This window comes from Bacillus sp. FSL K6-0972 (assembly GCF_037976035.1).
Classification (GTDB): Bacteria; Bacillota; Bacilli; order Bacillales; family Bacillaceae; genus Bacillus; species Bacillus haynesii.
In genome coordinates this window covers 3,934,444-3,951,159 of sequence record NZ_CP150260.1, presented here as the reverse complement: position 1 = coordinate 3,951,159, position 16,716 = coordinate 3,934,444, and the positions used below count along the sequence as shown (strand labels likewise).

Genomic DNA, 16,716 nt, shown 5'->3' with positions numbered 1-16,716 from the left:
ATAAGGATAACAATTTAAAGGAGGAACTTTTTCATGAGTTTAATAGCAGCTGCAATCGCAATTGGATTAGGTGCACTTGGTGCAGGTATTGGTAACGGACTTATCGTATCACGTACAGTAGAAGGAATCGCTCGTCAGCCTGAGGCTGGAAAAGAATTGAGAACCCTTATGTTCATCGGGGTTGCGTTGGTTGAGGCCCTTCCGATTATCGCTGTTGTAATTGCGTTCTTAGCGTTCTTCAGCTAAAAGCGAATATTAAACTGGTAAATGGCGAAGATCACTGCAAGAGGCCTTCGCCATTGCTTTATGGTTGCTTGAACTGTCATAACGGCCGGAAGAAACATCCTCCTGAAAAAAGAGGGAGAACATTTTTCGATGGCCTCGGAGAGATAATCTGCAAGAAGGGAGTTGCCGTATTCGATGTCTTTTTTACCACAGGTTATGGGTGCTGGAGTAGGGTTTAACGCCGGAACAATGCTGTTCCAGCTTGTTGCCATGCTGATTTTGTTAGCGCTCTTGAAGAAATACGCTTTAGGGCCGCTATTAAATATAATGAAAGAGCGTGAAGACTACATTACCGGAGAGATCTCCTCTGCCGAGAAAAAGAATGAAGAAGCGAAGAAACTCATTGAAGAGCAGCAGGCGCTTTTGAAAGAAGCACGCGAAGAATCCCAGTCTCTGATTGAAAACGCGAAAAAACTGGGTGAACAGCAAAAGGATGAAATCATCAAGGCTGCGCGCCAGGAAGCAGAACGCATGAAAGAATCAGCCAGAAGCGAGATCGTCAAAGAAAGAGACCAGGCTGTCAGCGCGCTGCGCGAGCAGGTTGCATCATTGTCTGTGATGATCGCTTCTAAAGTGATCGAAAAAGAGCTGGACGAACAAGCCCAGGAAAAATTGATCCAAGACTATCTTAAAGAAGTAGGAGAAAGCCGATGAGCCAATCAGCTGTCTCCAAACGCTACGCAGCCGCTCTGTTTGACATTGCCCTTGAATCCAAGCAGGTCAATGAAATAGAAGAAGAGCTGACCGTCGTTAAGAAGATATTTATTGATCATAAAGACCTCAATGCCGTTCTGAGTCATCCTAAAGTGCCCGCTGAAAAGAAAAAGCAGATTTTAAAAGACTCGTTCGGATCCGTTTCGACTGCAGTCTTACATACGCTTTATCTTCTCGTTGACCGCAGCCGCACGTCAATCGTCCCGGATCTCGCGGACGAATATGTCAAAATGGCGAACAGGTACCGCGGGACGGAAGATGCGATCGTATACTCTGTAAAACCGCTCAGCGAAGAGGAAATTTCCTCTTTTTCTCAAGTGTTTGCAAAAGAAGCAGGCGCCGCTTCACTGCGCGTTAGAAACGAAGTGAATCCGGATCTGATCGGCGGTGTGAAAATCCGCATCGGAAACCGTATTTATGACGGCAGTGTAAGAGGAAAGCTTGACCGGATAGAACGTCAATTAGCAGGCGAAAATCGAAAGAAGGGGTGAAACCTAAGTGAGCATCAAAGCTGAAGAAATTAGCACTCTTATTAAACAGCAAATTGAAAATTATCAGTCTGAAATAGAAGTTCACGACGTAGGTACGGTAATTCAGGTCGGTGACGGTATCGCACGCGTGCACGGCCTTGATAACTGTATGGCAGGTGAGCTTGTCGAATTTTCAAACGGTGTGCTGGGCTTAGCTCAGAACCTTGAAGAATCAAACGTAGGTATCGTTATTTTGGGACCTTACAAAGACATCCGTGAAGGTGACGAAGTCAAAAGAACCGGCCGGATCATGGAAGTTCCTGTCGGTGAAGAGCTGCTCGGCCGCGTTGTCAATCCGCTAGGTCAACCTGTAGATGGAATGGGCCCGGTTCTCACAAGCAAAACCCGTCCGATCGAAAGCCCGGCACCTGGTGTTATGGATCGTAAATCCGTTCATGAACCGCTTCAAACGGGAATTAAACCGATCGATGCGCTGATTCCAATCGGCCGCGGCCAGCGTGAGCTGATCATCGGTGACCGTCAGACGGGAAAAACATCGATTGCGATTGATACGATCCTGAACCAAAGAGATCAGGACATGATTTGTATCTATGTTGCGATCGGTCAGAAAGAATCGACTGTTCGCGGTGTCGTTGAAACGCTGCGCAAAAAAGGCGCGCTTGACTATACCATCGTTGTCACAGCTTCCGCTTCCCAGCCTGCACCGCTCTTGTATCTTGCGCCGTATGCGGGTGTTACGATGGGTGAAGAATTCATGTACAACGGAAAACACGTGCTGGTTGTGTATGATGACCTTTCAAAACAGGCGACGGCTTATCGTGAACTTTCCTTGCTGCTGCGCCGTCCTCCAGGCCGTGAAGCATTCCCAGGGGATGTATTCTACCTGCACTCCCGCTTGCTTGAGCGCGCTGCAAAACTGAGCGACGCAAAAGGCGGAGGATCTTTAACAGCATTGCCGTTCGTTGAAACGCAGGCTGGCGACATTTCAGCTTACATTCCGACAAACGTTATCTCAATCACTGACGGACAGATCTTCCTGCAGTCTGATTTGTTCTTCTCAGGCGTGCGTCCTGCCGTCAACCCTGGATTATCGGTATCCCGTGTCGGCGGATCTGCGCAAATCAAAGCGATGAAAAAAGTAGCCGGTACGCTTCGTCTTGACTTGGCATCTTACCGTGAGCTTGAGTCATTCGCACAGTTCGGATCTGACCTTGATAAAGCGACACAGGCTAAGCTGAATCGCGGAGCCCGTACAGTTGAAGTTCTGAAGCAGGATCTGCACCAGCCGCTCCGCGTCGAAAAGCAGGTTGCCATTCTTTATGCCCTGACTCGCGGATTCCTCGATGATGTGCCTGTAGAGGACATCAGACGCTTTGAAGAAGAGTTCTTTATGTATCTTGATCAAAACCATAAAGATCTCCTCGATTCAATTGCTCAGACAGGAAACCTTCCTGACGACGAAGACATGAAGGCTGCGATCGAAGGCTTTAAACGTACGTTTGCACCTAGCAACTAAACATTTGAAGTGAGAAAAAGATCTTCTTTTTCTCTCTTTTTCACGTAAATTCGAAGTGAATTTGAAAACAAAAAGGTGGTGAAACCTTTTGGCCTCATTACGGGATATTAAATCCAGAATTACTTCAAATAAAAAGACGAGTCAAATCACCAAAGCTCAGCAAATGGTTTCTGCCTCAAAGCTGAACCGCGCTGAGAGTAAGGCGAAATCGTTCGTTCCATACATGGAGAAAATGCAGGAAGTCGTTGCTGATATTGCGCTTGGATACACGGGAACGCACCCGATGATGTCGAGCCGTCCCGTAAAGCGGACCGGCTATCTGGTCATCACGTCTGACCGCGGGCTTGCCGGCGCTTTTAACGCAAACGTTCTCCGCAAAGCGTACCAGAAAATCCAGGAGCGCCATCAGTCAACAGACGAATATGCGGTCATCGCGATCGGGAAAATGGGGCGCGAGTTTTTCAAAAAACGCGGCATCCCGGTCATTTCCGAAATGACCGGAATCAGGGATGAAGTGTCCTTTCCGGAAATCAAGGATTTGGCGAACAGTACGATACAAATGTTTATCGATGAGACCTTTGATGAACTTTACTTGTTCTACAACCACTTTGTCAGCGCGATTTCTCAAGAGGTGACGGAGAAAAAGCTGCTGCCCTTATCAGATATAGCGCCAAACAAAAAAAGAACTTCCTATGAATTTGAACCGGACGAAGAAGAAATTTTGGAAGTGCTTCTGCCACAGTACGCTGAGAGCTTGATTTTCGGCGCGATTCTGGACAGTAAAGCGAGTGAACATGCTGCGCGGATGACAGCGATGAAAAACGCAACGGACAATGCGAAAGAGCTTATCGCTGACCTCGAGCTGTCTTACAACCGTGCTCGTCAGGCGGCGATTACGCAGGAGATTACGGAAATTGTCGGCGGTGCAGCTGCCTTAGAATAGAAAAAGCTTGTCAGGAGGGATAGAGATGAAAAAAGGACGCGTTAGCCAGGTATTGGGACCGGTCGTTGACGTTCGTTTTGAAGACGGTCACTTGCCTGAAATATATAATGCGATTAAAGTTACACATAAAGCGCAGAACGAGAATGAAGTAGATATCGAACTTACCCTTGAAGTAGCGCTTCACTTGGGTGATGATTCAGTTCGTACGATTGCAATGGCTTCAACTGACGGTGTTACGCGCGGAATGGAAGCCATCGACCTGGGAGAGCCGATCTCCGTTCCGGTCGGAAACGTGACACTCGGACGCGTATTTAATGTACTCGGGGAAAACATCGATTTGGATGAGCCGCTTCCGGCTGATGCTACCAAAGATCCGATTCACAGAGAAGCTCCAAAATTTGATCAGCTATCAACAGAGGTTGAAATCTTAGAGACAGGTATTAAAGTCGTCGACTTGCTCGCTCCATATATCAAAGGTGGAAAGATCGGCCTTTTCGGAGGAGCGGGAGTTGGAAAAACCGTCCTGATTCAGGAGCTAATCAACAACATCGCTCAAGAGCACGGCGGTATCTCTGTATTCGCAGGTGTCGGCGAGCGTACGCGTGAAGGAAACGACCTTTACTATGAAATGAAAGATTCCGGCGTTATCGGCAAAACGGCAATGGTCTTCGGTCAGATGAACGAGCCGCCTGGTGCGCGGATGCGCGTTGCCTTGACAGGACTTACAATGGCAGAGCATTTCCGTGATAAAGAAGGCCAGGACGTATTGTTCTTTATCGATAACATCTTCCGATTCACTCAAGCCGGTTCTGAAGTATCTGCACTTCTTGGACGCATGCCGTCAGCGGTTGGTTATCAGCCGACGCTTGCAACTGAAATGGGTCAGCTTCAGGAACGGATCACTTCTACAAATGTCGGTTCTGTTACATCGATTCAGGCGATCTACGTTCCTGCCGATGACTATACTGACCCGGCACCGGCAACAACGTTCGCTCACTTGGATGCGACAACAAACCTTGAGCGTAAGCTGTCTGAAATGGGTATTTATCCTGCGGTTGACCCTCTGGCTTCAACTTCTCGTGCACTTGCGCCAGAAATTGTCGGAGAAGAGCACTATCAAGTGGCCCGCCAAGTACAGCAAATCCTGCAGCGCTATAAAGAGCTTCAGGATATCATTGCGATTCTCGGTATGGATGAGCTTTCTGACGATGATAAGCTTGTCGTCAGCCGTGCGCGCCGCGTACAGTTCTTCCTATCGCAAAACTTCCACGTAGCTGAACAGTTTACAGGACAAAAAGGTTCTTACGTTCCTGTCAAAGAAACGGTAAAAGGCTTTAAAGAAATCCTTGAAGGTAAGTATGATCACCTTCCAGAGGACGCTTTCCGTCTTGTCGGCCGAATCGAAGAAGTTGTCGAAAAAGCGAAAGAAATGGGTGTAGAAGTATAATCTGGTCCTAGGAGGGTAAAAGCATGAAGACCTTAAAAGTCAATATCGTTACTCCCGACGGCCCAGTATACGATGCGGATATAGAAATGGTAAGCGTTAGAGCAGAGAGCGGTGAGCTTGGTATTTTACCCGGCCATATTCCGACGGTTGCTCCGCTAAAAATTGCTGCAGTCCGTCTGAAAAAAGACGGTCAAACTGAGCTGGTTGCCGTCAGCGGGGGGATAGTGGAAGTCCGCCCTGACCATGTCACCATTCTGGCCCAGACGGCGGAAACATCTGAACAAATTGACAAAGAACGCGCCTTGGCCGCAAAACGGCGTGCCGAGGAACGTTTGCAGAAGCAAACTCCAGATGTTGACATTATTCGGGCAGAGCTTGCTTTAAAACGTGCGATTAACCGGTTGGATGTTGCGAGATAAAGATAAGGATCCTTCCCATATTTAAGGATGGGAAGGGTTCTTTTATATTCATGATCAAACAGAATTGAAAATGTTGAAAAATGTTCACAAATTGTTCGCCTTTTTAGTTTGAATCTATCTATAATACAAAATAGTAAGCTATGTTCTCTTCCACCAAAAAGAGGACGTAAGACATTCAAGTAAGCTCCTCAACATACGCCTCAGGCAACAGAGGATACTCCATCTATGGGAAAAAGTTCTATCCCTGAACGTCTTAACATGAAACATCAAAACTGTTAAAATGACTTGAAATGACCGGCATCATTCCTTTACCCTACAGCAGAAGAGACTAGGCAGGCCGGAAGCACCAGAACGGCTGAACGTAAGGAGGCGTCATCAATAATGGAAGAGATCGGACAACAGGCTGCTGTCAGTATCATCGTTCATCTTTTTTTTATTGCATTGACTTGGTGGGCTCTTCTGGCGGTCAATATTGATCCGCTTATCAGGAAAGGAAAAGTCATTCAGGCGAGGGTGTTAATGATCATCATTACAATCGCCGTCGGCTCCACCGTCAGCAATTTTTTCTTGGACTATCTTTATTATTCCAGACAGCTTCAAAATTTATTTTCATGATTGAGTAAAAGAATTTTTGGGAATGGACGAATGTGGGTAACGCCGCGTTCCGCAAAATCACCTGGGACCTTGTTTTTCCACGTATGCTTTTCCTGCGATCCGTCAACAATGGAGAGTAGGAGAGGATGATGCGGAATGAAGACAAAACAAACGGTTAATGCCCTCATTTTTATTGTGGTTTTATTTTTAATTGTTCATGTCTTTCAATCGCTTGAAGCAGCGGGCAATACGCCGCTGGAACAGCTGGCTGAAGGTTTGAGCCGCCATGATGTCGAGCTTGAAGAATGGACCCTGCATACAAAAAAGCAGCTTACCCTAAGTGAAAAAGATTTTTTTGCAAAACTGAAACATTTCAAGAAACAGCATCGACAATATCAATGGACTTTAACTCGGGAAGACGATGATACAGTTAAAGCGACAGGTGTTTTTCAGGACAAAAAAAATCACATCAATTCCAAAATACATTTGGTATCCACCCACAAAAACCAGAGACTTGTTTCGTATTTATTGTATGAGCAAAAAGGCGCGGGACCACGGGAAAACTGGAATGCTACATATAAGCAGTTTGAACGGGATGCATTCGACATAATGCGAGAAAAGACCGCAATATTTACTTGTCTAAAGGGCCATTTAAATGGTATGATGAATGTTGTTTTGCAAAAAAAAGCAAATGAACTAGTACATGAATTTGATGCAAAGTCAGTTGAAGATTTAATCGAACCAAATTTCGTTTCTATTTCTGCTTACACTAACGAGTGGAAAGAATCCATCAAGACAGAAAAACACCTTATGAATCTGCAAGTCTCGCTTAGAAATGCGGGAATGGGCGAAAAACTTACCGTCACGGTTGGCACACCAATCGTCACGACTGAATATTAATATAGAGAAATTGGGACGCGGAGGGGAATACCTTGGAAAAAATCATCGTCCGCGGCGGTCGAAAGTTAAACGGCACAGTCAAAGTTGAAGGAGCAAAAAATGCCGTTTTACCAGTTATCGCTGCATCTTTATTAGCCAGTGAAGAAAAAAGCGTAATATGTGATGTGCCTACGCTCTCCGATGTATATACGATTAACGAAGTGTTACGTCATTTAGGCGCAAATGTACATTTTGAAAATAATACAGTAACGGTTGATGCATCTCGCACTTTGTCTACGGAAGCTCCGTTTGAATATGTTCGTAAAATGCGCGCATCTGTATTGGTGATGGGTCCGCTTCTTGCTCGCACAGGTCATTCGAGAGTGGCTTTGCCTGGAGGATGTGCAATCGGTTCAAGACCGATCGATCAGCATCTAAAAGGCTTTGAAGCAATGGGGGCAAAAATTAAGGTTGGAAACGGCTTTATTGAAGCGACTGTAGAAGGCCGTCTTCAAGGAGCGAAAATTTACCTTGATTTCCCTAGTGTCGGAGCAACTGAAAACCTGATTATGGCTGCAGCTTTAGCTGAGGGCACGACAACGCTCGAGAACGTTGCTAAAGAGCCTGAAATCGTTGATCTGGCTAACTATATCAATGCAATGGGCGGTAAAATTCGGGGTGCCGGTACAGGCACCATTAAAATTGAAGGCGTTAAGGCGCTTCATGGTGCAAAGCATACCATTATTCCTGACCGGATTGAGGCGGGAACGTTCATGGTTGCCGCGGCGATTACCGAAGGGAACGTACTGGTAAAGGGAGCGGTTCCTGAGCACTTAACATCTTTAATTGCGAAAATGGAAGAAATGGGCGTTCAAATCTTGGAAGAAGGAGACGGTCTTCGGATTATCGGTCCTTCTGAATTGAAGCCTATTGATTTAAAAACAATGCCACATCCAGGTTTCCCGACTGATATGCAGTCACAGATGATGGCTCTTTTGATGCGCGCAAATGGAACCAGCATGATCACAGAAACCGTCTTTGAGAACCGCTTTATGCATGCGGAAGAATTCCGCCGTATGAACGGAGATATTAAAATCGAAGGCCGTTCTGTCATCATTAATGGTCCCGTGCAGCTTCAAGGTGCTGAGGTGGCCGCAACGGACCTTCGCGCCGGCGCAGCTCTTATCCTTGCTGGTCTTGTCGCTGACGGTCATACACGCGTAACCGAATTAAAACATTTAGACCGGGGATATGTCAACTTCCACCAAAAACTTGCCGGTCTTGGCGCTAATATTGAACGCGTTAACGATGAAGAAGCAGTTCATATTGAAAATAAAGAAGTTGTATCCGATTTAAATGCATAAATCAACGTGAAATCAGTATGTCATACGGCATACTGATTTTTACGTTTCAAGTATTCTATATCAGTATGCCTCCCATATCTATCATTATGCACAAGAATGGCTTTTAAAATACGCAGCCGCAGTTGAAAAGTACAGTCATATTAGCTTGTCCCCGCCCATAAAATGAAAGAGACAAAACAGAAATGGGGGCACTGATTTGAAACAGCTATTTATTGTACTAGCAGGAATCTGCATGCTGATTTTACTCATACCAACACTGCTTGTCCTCCCTTCTCACGGGGGGCCGGGGACAATCAAAACAGAAAAACACGCTCAGCAACATGAGGAAAAAAAGAAAGTCACCTTAAAAGAGTCTCCCGTTTCAATTCCGGTCTACAGAACGGCTGACCGGAAAGTTGAAGACATTCCGCTTGAAGAGTATGTCATCGGTGTCGTTGCCTCGGAAATGCCGGCTGATTTCGATATCGAAGCTTTAAAAGCACAAGCGCTCGCGGCCCGCACATATATTGTGAGGCAAATGGTATCAGAGCAAGCCGTACAATCGCCGAAAGGCTCGCTCGTCGATGATACGCAGATGTTCCAGGTGTATAAAAACAAAGAGGAACTCCGCAGGCTGTGGAAGAAGGATTACGATTGGAAAATCAAAAAAGTGACCGACGCTGTAGCCAGTACGCAAGGCAAAATTTTAACCTATGAGCATAAGCCGATTGACGCTTCATTTTTCTCGACGAGCAACGGGTACACGGAGAATGCAGGGGCCTATTGGACAAGTGATATTCCCTACCTGCAAAGCGTGAAAAGCTCCTGGGATACAAAGTCGCCGAAATTCCTGAACCATAAAACGTTTACTGTCGCTGAATTTGAACAAAAGCTTGGAGTCAAACTGCCCAGCTCAAACAGCATCGGGGAGATCACTGAAAGAACGCCGGGAAAACGCGTAGCGACTGCCGTCATCAATGGAAAGAAGCTTGAGGGGAGAGATATTCGGGAAAAGCTCGGCCTCAAATCGGCAGACTTTGATTGGAAACGCGACGGGAATCAGATTACCGTCACGACAAGGGGTTTTGGACATGGAGTAGGAATGAGCCAATACGGAGCGCATTATATGGCGAAAGACGGCAAGAAAGCAGAAGAGATCGTCAAGTATTATTACAAAGGAACAGCCGTAGCCAATGCTGATGAATTTTTAAATAAATACATGGCGAAAAAATAAAAAAGAGACGTCTGCCTGATTGGCGGCGTCTTTTTGAATGTCATCAAAATTTGGCATTCTCATGAAGTTGAAGTACACCAAAATATTATACAAATATTTCAAGAATCTGTGCCGGAGGGCTTGCTGAACAGCGTCAAAAGGCCGTGAATTCCGTGTCAACATAAGGGTTCACAGGTTATAAAGTCTATTTTATCCGCTTGTTGTATGCTGAAATGAATAACGAGGAAAAGGAGACATGCCCTATTTATTTCTCCCTGGTGTTCTTCTACGATATTAATGTGTTAACGACTTTATTTCAGAAAGGGGAAAGGGAGAAATGAAGAAGAAACTGACATTGGGCATTTTGACCGCTATGGTTCTTAGCCTTGGTTCGCCTGCTTTCGCAGCTGAGAAAAAACAGGAGGTAACAGTTGCCGAAGATTCGCCTAACGTTGCGATTATGCTTGATGCAAGCGGCAGCATGGCTAAAAAGATCGGAGGGGTCTCAAAATACGAGCTTGCCAAAAATGAGGCGTTCAGCTTTGGTTCTAAGCTTGAAAATGCAAACGTGCTCATGAGAGTTTTCGGTTCAGAGGGAAACAATAAAAATTCCGGAAAGGTACAATCCTGCAATGCAATCAGAGGAGTGTACGGGTTCCAAACGTATGACGAGCAAAGCTTCCGCAACTCATTAAACGGCATCGGACCGACTGGATGGACACCGATCGCAAACGCGCTGCAAGATGCCAAAAACGCGCTTGACCAGCTGAACAACAACGGGAAAAACGTTGTTTACCTGCTGACAGACGGTGAGGAAACATGCGGAGGCAATCCGGTAAAAGTCGCAACAGAACTGCGCAAAGCTAATGCGGTTGTCAACGTGATCGGCTTTGATTATGAAGGAGATTTTCACGGACAATTGACAAGCATCGCAGCAGCCGGCGGCGGTGAATATTTCCAAGCAAAAACTAAAAATGACATCAAAAGAATTTTTACTCAGGAAGCCATTGAGCTTTCTAAATAAACTGGAAAAAAGCTGTGGACATGTTTCCGCAGCTTTTCTTTTGTGATGAAAAGATTGTCAAAAGTCAAGCAAAACACTTTACAAATATTAAGTTATTGTTTCAGAACGTTGAACCCTGCTGAATCCTTTGGAGGGGTAATTTGTCGTAACTGTGATGTTATTGGGACGAAAACAGTCTTTTAGCGGACTTTTTTGATAGGACTTAAGTGAAAGTGTCGATCGATTATCGTAAGTATTATGAAGAATTTGTGAATTTGAAAAGGAGATCCGGCCTATTTATTTCTATCAAGCCTTCTTTTACGATGTTGGTGGACTAGATCTGACACGGAAGATCGGTCCGAAAACAAATGCGGAAAGGAAAGTGAGAAAGGTGAAAAAAAGGTTTACTCTGTTAACAACGTTCACCATGCTTTTGTCATTGGCTCCGGCTGCTGCTTTCGCGGCTGAAAACGGAAATGCAGACAACAGCAAAAAAGATGTCAATGTTGCAGTTGTGCTTGATGCAAGCGGCAGCATGGCACAAAAGGTTGAAGGAGAAAGAAAATTTGATATTGCCAAAGAATCCGTAACCGATTTTGCTGACCTGCTTTCAAGCGATGCGAATGTTATGTTGAATGTATTCGGACATAAAGGCAACAATAAAAACTCCGGAAAAGAAGTATCATGCGGTACGACGGAAACCGTCTATGACCTGAAGCCGTTTTCTTCAAACTCATTCGAAAACGCTTTAAGCGGAATCAAGCCAACAGGCTGGTCTCCGATTGCAAAATCTCTTTATGATGTAAAAGAAGATCTAGCCGATAAAGATGGTAAGAATTATGTCTACATCGTGACAGACGGTGAAGAAACATGCGGAGGAGACCCTGTTCAGGCAGCAAAAGATCTGCGCAAATCCAACATTAAAACGATCGTCAACATCGTTGGGCTGGATGTAAAAACCGTGAAAGAAAAAGCAAAGCTTAAAAAAGTAGCTGATGCTGGCGGCGGAAAATTGATTGAGGCTGACTCAGCTTCTGATTTTAAAAAGGTATGGAAAGAAGAGGGCGTAAAACTGTCTCAGTAACTCTATACGAGAGCGGGACGGCAGCAGTGCCGTCCCGACCTTCTGTTAAGCTAATCGGTCGACATTTCGAGTTCCTTGATGCGTTTTTCTGCATAGCGCGAATCTTTTCTTGAATGGAATATCTCCGCCTTTTCAATCATGACTGCCGTGTTGTATTCCGGAATATGGGCATGGTTTTCGTATACGCCTTTAGGGATCAGGACATTTCCTTCCGGCCAGTAGACCGCCGTGTTTCCGCGTTGTACGCCGGCATATTTTGCCCGTCCTTGGAAAGTTCCGTAGCGATTGAATAGAACGATCGCCTCTCCATCTTGAATATAAAGTTCCTCGGCATCTATTGGATTGATCATGACATCCCGGCGATCTGCCGCATTGAAAGGATCTTTTTCACTATAAATCATCGAGTTGAACTGTTTTCCACGCCTTGTCGTAACGAGAAAGCGTCCTTCAGTTTGTCTGTTTTCAGGAAGATCGACGGGGATTAGGTTACCCCTGCCGTCTGCTGTCGGACAAATCCCGCCTTCACAAAGCCAGGCGCCGCCCCATTGAAAGACATCTCCGCGTTTTTTCAACTGCTGAATCCCGTCATAATTCCGGTTGGCAGCAGCGATTTCTTCACGGATTTCCGCAGCATCGTCAAAATGGATCAGTTCTTTGTCTTCGGGCCGGACCCGTTTGGCAAGATCCACGTAAATTTCCCATTCTGAACGTGCTTCTTCGATGCGAGGTCCTTTAATTTCGGGGCTGAAATAGACCATCCGTTCCGTACTGGTCGAGGTTCCTCCGCCAGGCTGTTCATACCTTGTCATCGCCGGAAGAATGATGACTTCCTCTTTGGCATCGACAAGGGTAGAAGTATTGAAGATGATGTCCTGATGGACTCTCATTTCAACTTCCTGTAATGCTTTTTTGATAAAATCGGGGTTCGGCATCGTCTCCAAAAAGTTGCCTCCGCTTGTATAAAACACTTTTACTTTTCTTTCGCTTTCGCTCGGCAGCAGCATGTTTTCGATCGTCTGGCCAATCGTATCGCCTTGCCAAGTCGGTATGTGGAAGCCCCAAACCTTCTCGATCCGTGCGGCGTTCTCTTCGTCAAAATCACCGCCTGGAAGAACGAAAGGATCGGCACCCATTTCTCCAGAGCCCTGCACACCGCTGTGCCCTCTGATCGGCATAAGGCCGCAATGCTTTCTGCCGATGAATCCTTGTAAAAGGGCGAGATTTGCCACCTGTGAAATGTTGTCGGTTGCAAAACGGTGCTGTGTGAGTCCCATGCTCCAAATGAAAACGCCGGTTTTCGCCCGAGCCAGCAAGACGGCGAATTCTCTCATTCTCTCTTTTGATATACCGGATGACTCTTCAAGCGTCTTCCAATTTTGTTTTCCGATATGCTGCTTAAGCTCAGTGAACCCGTTTGTGTGTGCTTCGATAAAGGCGCGGTCAATGCTTGAACCTGGAGCCTCCTGCTCCATTTCAAACCAATGCTTCATCACCCCGTTCATAAAGGCAATGTCGCCGCCGATATTGACTTGGTATACATCATCGGTGATTTTGGTGCCGAAAAGGGCGCTCTCAGGTATCGATGGAATCCAGTATTTCTCCATCGAAGGCTCCCGGTACGGGTTGATCATAATGATTTTCGTTCCCGCTTTTTTGGCGGCATACATGTATTTTGTTGACACCGGCTGGTTATTGGCGGCGACAGATCCCCAGAAGACGAGGACATCCGTCCCGATCCAGTCTCGGTAGCTGCAGCTTGAGGCACCGATGCCAAGGGACCTTTTTAAAGCCGTTTTGCTTGGCGAGTGGCAGATCCGCGAGGCGTTGTCAATGTTGTTTGTGCCGATAAACCGTGCCGCTTTTGCGGCCGTATAGTAGACCTCATTCGTAATACCTCTGGCTGTTAAATAAAAGGCGAGCTGTCGTTTATCAATCGATTTAATTTTGTCCGCAATTCGGCTGAGCGCTTCATCCCATGAAATTCTCGAGAACGATCGTTCTCCTTTTTTTCTCGACAGCGGATAGGGGATGCGTCCAAGCTTTCTCAGCTCGGTACTGTCCAGCTTTCTCAGCTGTTCGATGTCGGCGGACAGCCATTTGTCCTCGATCGCAGGCATTGTATTTAAGCGGAGGACGTTCAGCCGCGTCGTGCAGAGATGAGGCCCTGTGAGCGTCTGATCGCGGAGTCCGGACACACCGAGCGCACAGCCGTCGCACACGCCTTGCGTCAAAATTCTGTAGGCGTAAGAAAGGCTGTCTTTATTGTCCCACGCTGTTTTCATCGTATCTCTGATATGCTTTGGCTTTATCTTTCCGAGTCCCATCGGCGCCCAAGAGGCCCACAGTTTTGGCGCGGGTTTTTTATTCAGCTTCATCGGACCTTGATGCTTTGTTCTTCCCATTACCTTCTCTCCTTTCCAGCGGATAATGCCAGATCATCCTTTTATCGAGTTTGAGACATGAACCGCCGCTTTTTTCCGCAACTGTTTAATGTCGGTTCTAATGAATATCGAAACGAACAGGCCGATGGTGAACAGTGCCGCAAAAACCGTCAGGCTCTGGCTGTAGCTTCCTGTTGCATCGCGTACCCAAGAAGAGAACATCGGGCCTGCAAGCCCTGCCGCCGCCCAAGCCGTTAAAATGTATCCGTGGATTGCACCGAGCTGCTTTGTTCCGAACAAATCCCCGATATAAGCCGGGATTGCGGCAAACCCCCCGCCATAGCACGTATAGATCAACGCCATCAAAACAGAGAAGACGGCCTTGTCGGAAATGAACGGCAAAAGCGGAAAGGCGATCAGCTGTATGGCAAAAAAGATGGTATACGTATTCGGCCGTCCGATGTAATCAGATACGGAGGCCCAGCCGATGCGGCCTAAACCGTTAAATGCACCCAAAACGCCGACGAGCGCGGCGGCGGCGGCAGCGGACATGCCTGCACTTTCCTGGGCCAGCGGTGAAGCGATTGATATGATGGCGATTCCGCACGTAACATTAATAAAAAGCATCAGCCATAAATAATAAAAGCGTTTCGTTTTAATCGCTTCATTTGCCGTCAGCTGGGAAATATCAGTGCTTTGCGCCCTTCCGCTCTTTCCAGCTGAAAATCCTTCAGGCCTCCAGCCGTCTTCCGGTGGAGCGAGGTAAAGCGAAGACAGCATCATCACAAGAAAGTAGCAGATGCCGAGAATAAAAAAGGTGTTGGCTATACCGACTGCTGAGATCAGCTTCTGCATGATCGGGCTGCTGATCAAGGCCGCAAATCCGAAACCCATAATGGCAAGCCCTGTGGCCAAGCCGCGGCGGTCAGGAAACCATTTAACAAGCGAAGATACGGGTGTAATATAGCCGACGCCGAGTCCGATCCCCCCGAAGACTCCGTAAAACAAATAGAGAAGGGGGAGGGAGCCGATCTGAACGGCGAAACCGGAAAACGTTACGCCTGCTCCGAAGAAAAGAGCGGCGAGCATGCCTGCTTTTTTGGGGCCGTGCTTTTCGACGAAGTGTCCCAAAAATGCGGCTGAAAGCCCGAGAAATAAAATAGCGATGCTGAACGTCAGGCTGATCTGGCTGAGGCTCCAGCCGAATGTTTCAGCGAGCGGGTTTGTAAAGACGCTCCATGCGTATACAGATCCGATTGACAAATGAATGCCTACAGCACATAAAGCAATGAGCCATCTGTTTTTCACTTTTTTCATGTGAGAACCCCCTGGGAAAAGAAAGGCTGTGATAAAGATGGAAGGCTGCCGGGGAGCGATTGTTTGAAATCTGAAAGCGGTTTCAGAAGTTGTTTCGAAGAAAAGGCAGTCTGTTTAAAAAGTGTATATTTTTTGAACTTTTAAAAAATAATATCATGTTTTCAAGCAATCAACAAGATGAAGCTTCCAAATTTGACCTGACAGTTGTGAAACGGCATGATAGACGAGTATAGTAATAGATATGATTAGAAACATAAGAAACAAAGGGGCGGGGTTATTCATGGGGAAAAACATCACAACAAGCCGAAACATTTTCCGTTATGATAATGGAGAACTGGCGCAGCAAGAAGATCAGATGGCGACGGAATTCCCCCTGACTGTCATGGTGAACGGCGAGGAATTTGTCACGCTTGTTTGTTCGCCGGACAGCCTGGAAGAACTGGTGATCGGATTTCTCGCATCTGAAGGGGTGATCCGATTTAAAAATGAGATTAAAAGGTTTACAATAGACGAAAGTCTCGGGTTCGCATATGTCGACCTTGTCAGCTCAAAAAAGCTGCAGCTGAAGGATTACACAAAGCGGGTAATCGGCTCCTGCTGCGGAAAAGGGCGGCATTTTTATTTCCAACAGGACGTCAAAACCGCAAAAACGGCGATTGACGGCGTGACCATTAAGCCTGAGAACTGTTTGAAGCTGATGCGCGACATGCAGAAAAACAGCAAGCTTTTTCACCATACGGGGGGCGTTCATAATGCCGCTTTGTGCAGCACAGACAAGCTGATTGCAGTCAGATCTGATATCGGAAGGCATAATGCGCTTGATAAATTGTACGGATATTGTTTGCTTCATCAGGTTCCCGTGCGCGACAAGCTGATCGTATTCAGCGGCAGAATTTCTTCGGAAGTGCTGCTTAAAGCCGCGAAAATCGGGGTTTCCGCGGTCATTTCAAAGTCGGCGCCGACCGAGCTGGCCATTCAGATGGCGGAGGAGCTGAATATCATGACGATTGGTTTTGCGAGAAACCGGTCATTCAATGTATACACGCATCACGAACGAATTCAGTTAACATAAAAGGAGGCAACAGGC

Annotated in this window: 16 protein-coding genes; 14 read left to right on the top strand and 2 right to left on the bottom strand. The window is 46.5% G+C overall.

The window, feature by feature from the left end; translation table 11 throughout:
* The first annotated feature begins 33 nt into the window (after window positions 1-33).
* The 13 genes from atpE (at window position 34) to MKX80_RS20075 (ending at window position 11,931) form a co-directional block, all read left to right on the top strand.
* Window positions 34-246 (top strand): F0F1 ATP synthase subunit C, encoded by a 213-nt coding sequence (gene atpE / locus MKX80_RS20135; RefSeq protein WP_003186014.1) that lies wholly within the window; start codon window positions 34-36, stop codon window positions 244-246.
* Between the two features lie 174 nt (window positions 247-420).
* Window positions 421-939, top strand: a complete 519-nt coding sequence (atpF, locus tag MKX80_RS20130; RefSeq protein WP_043925150.1) for a F0F1 ATP synthase subunit B — start codon at window positions 421-423, stop codon at window positions 937-939.
* Window positions 936-1,490 carry a F0F1 ATP synthase subunit delta gene (locus MKX80_RS20125; protein ID WP_152846291.1) on the top strand — a complete coding sequence of 185 codons (555 nt, stop codon included), beginning with the start codon at window positions 936-938 and terminating at the stop codon, window positions 1,488-1,490. Before atpF ends, MKX80_RS20125 begins: the two co-directional genes overlap by 4 nt.
* A gap of 7 nt (window positions 1,491-1,497) precedes the next feature.
* Entirely contained in the window at window positions 1,498-3,006 is a 1,509-nt protein-coding gene (gene atpA, locus MKX80_RS20120; protein WP_154998356.1) for a F0F1 ATP synthase subunit alpha, read from the top strand.
* A gap of 88 nt (window positions 3,007-3,094) precedes the next feature.
* Complete coding sequence (atpG, locus tag MKX80_RS20115; protein ID WP_043925147.1) at window positions 3,095-3,949, top strand: ATP synthase F1 subunit gamma; 855 nt, start codon at window positions 3,095-3,097, stop codon at window positions 3,947-3,949.
* A 25-nt stretch (window positions 3,950-3,974) separates the two neighbouring features.
* Window positions 3,975-5,396, top strand: coding sequence for a F0F1 ATP synthase subunit beta (gene atpD, locus MKX80_RS20110; RefSeq protein ID WP_154998354.1), 1,422 nt, complete (start codon window positions 3,975-3,977; stop codon window positions 5,394-5,396).
* Between the two features lie 23 nt (window positions 5,397-5,419).
* Window positions 5,420-5,815: a F0F1 ATP synthase subunit epsilon gene (locus MKX80_RS20105; RefSeq protein ID WP_003186004.1), complete on the top strand. Its 396-nt coding sequence runs from the start codon at window positions 5,420-5,422 to the stop codon at window positions 5,813-5,815.
* Window positions 5,816-6,196: 381 nt separating this feature from the next.
* A complete protein-coding gene (locus MKX80_RS20100; RefSeq protein WP_003186001.1) occupies window positions 6,197-6,430 on the top strand; it encodes a DUF1146 family protein in 234 nt (77 codons plus the stop codon).
* 135 nt (window positions 6,431-6,565) lie between these two features.
* Window positions 6,566-7,309, top strand: a complete 744-nt coding sequence (locus tag MKX80_RS20095) for a YwmB family TATA-box binding protein (RefSeq protein ID WP_154998352.1) — start codon at window positions 6,566-6,568, stop codon at window positions 7,307-7,309.
* Between the two features lie 32 nt (window positions 7,310-7,341).
* Window positions 7,342-8,652 (top strand): UDP-N-acetylglucosamine 1-carboxyvinyltransferase, encoded by a 1,311-nt coding sequence (gene murA, locus MKX80_RS20090; protein WP_154998350.1) that lies wholly within the window; start codon window positions 7,342-7,344, stop codon window positions 8,650-8,652.
* A gap of 196 nt (window positions 8,653-8,848) precedes the next feature.
* Window positions 8,849-9,865: a stage II sporulation protein D gene (gene spoIID / locus MKX80_RS20085; protein WP_154998348.1), complete on the top strand. Its 1,017-nt coding sequence runs from the start codon at window positions 8,849-8,851 to the stop codon at window positions 9,863-9,865.
* A gap of 316 nt (window positions 9,866-10,181) precedes the next feature.
* Window positions 10,182-10,868: a VWA domain-containing protein gene (locus MKX80_RS20080; RefSeq protein WP_043925142.1), complete on the top strand. Its 687-nt coding sequence runs from the start codon at window positions 10,182-10,184 to the stop codon at window positions 10,866-10,868.
* A 406-nt stretch (window positions 10,869-11,274) separates the two neighbouring features.
* Window positions 11,275-11,931: a VWA domain-containing protein gene (locus MKX80_RS20075; protein WP_154998470.1), complete on the top strand. Its 657-nt coding sequence runs from the start codon at window positions 11,275-11,277 to the stop codon at window positions 11,929-11,931.
* Between the two features lie 50 nt (window positions 11,932-11,981).
* Here MKX80_RS20075 and MKX80_RS20070 read toward each other — a convergent pair whose 3' ends face one another.
* Complete coding sequence (locus tag MKX80_RS20070; protein WP_182069926.1) at window positions 11,982-14,333, bottom strand: FdhF/YdeP family oxidoreductase; 2,352 nt, start codon at window positions 14,331-14,333, stop codon at window positions 11,982-11,984.
* Between the two features lie 33 nt (window positions 14,334-14,366).
* Complete coding sequence (locus tag MKX80_RS20065; RefSeq protein WP_182069927.1) at window positions 14,367-15,629, bottom strand: OFA family MFS transporter; 1,263 nt, start codon at window positions 15,627-15,629, stop codon at window positions 14,367-14,369.
* A gap of 280 nt (window positions 15,630-15,909) precedes the next feature.
* Here MKX80_RS20065 and fdhD point away from each other — a divergent pair, with 280 nt between their 5' ends.
* Window positions 15,910-16,701, top strand: a complete 792-nt coding sequence (gene fdhD, locus MKX80_RS20060; protein ID WP_154998342.1) for a formate dehydrogenase accessory sulfurtransferase FdhD — start codon at window positions 15,910-15,912, stop codon at window positions 16,699-16,701.
* The last annotated feature ends 15 nt before the right edge of the window (window positions 16,702-16,716 follow it).

Coding starts and splice junctions, on each gene's coding strand:
- atpE (WP_003186014.1), top strand. CDS start 34: ATGAGTTTAATAGCAGCTGCAATCGCAATTGGATTAGGTGCACTTGGT.
- MKX80_RS20125 (WP_152846291.1), top strand. CDS start 936: ATGAGCCAATCAGCTGTCTCCAAACGCTACGCAGCCGCTCTGTTTGAC.
- MKX80_RS20075 (WP_154998470.1), top strand. CDS start 11,275: ATGCTTTTGTCATTGGCTCCGGCTGCTGCTTTCGCGGCTGAAAACGGA.
- MKX80_RS20070 (WP_182069926.1), bottom strand. CDS start 14,333: ATGGGAAGAACAAAGCATCAAGGTCCGATGAAGCTGAATAAAAAACCC.
- fdhD (WP_154998342.1), top strand. CDS start 15,910: ATGGGGAAAAACATCACAACAAGCCGAAACATTTTCCGTTATGATAAT.
- MKX80_RS20105 (WP_003186004.1), top strand. CDS start 5,420: ATGAAGACCTTAAAAGTCAATATCGTTACTCCCGACGGCCCAGTATAC.
- MKX80_RS20095 (WP_154998352.1), top strand. CDS start 6,566: ATGAAGACAAAACAAACGGTTAATGCCCTCATTTTTATTGTGGTTTTA.
- MKX80_RS20100 (WP_003186001.1), top strand. CDS start 6,197: ATGGAAGAGATCGGACAACAGGCTGCTGTCAGTATCATCGTTCATCTT.
- MKX80_RS20080 (WP_043925142.1), top strand. CDS start 10,182: ATGAAGAAGAAACTGACATTGGGCATTTTGACCGCTATGGTTCTTAGC.
- MKX80_RS20065 (WP_182069927.1), bottom strand. CDS start 15,629: ATGAAAAAAGTGAAAAACAGATGGCTCATTGCTTTATGTGCTGTAGGC.
- atpD (WP_154998354.1), top strand. CDS start 3,975: ATGAAAAAAGGACGCGTTAGCCAGGTATTGGGACCGGTCGTTGACGTT.
- atpF (WP_043925150.1), top strand. CDS start 421: ATGTCTTTTTTACCACAGGTTATGGGTGCTGGAGTAGGGTTTAACGCC.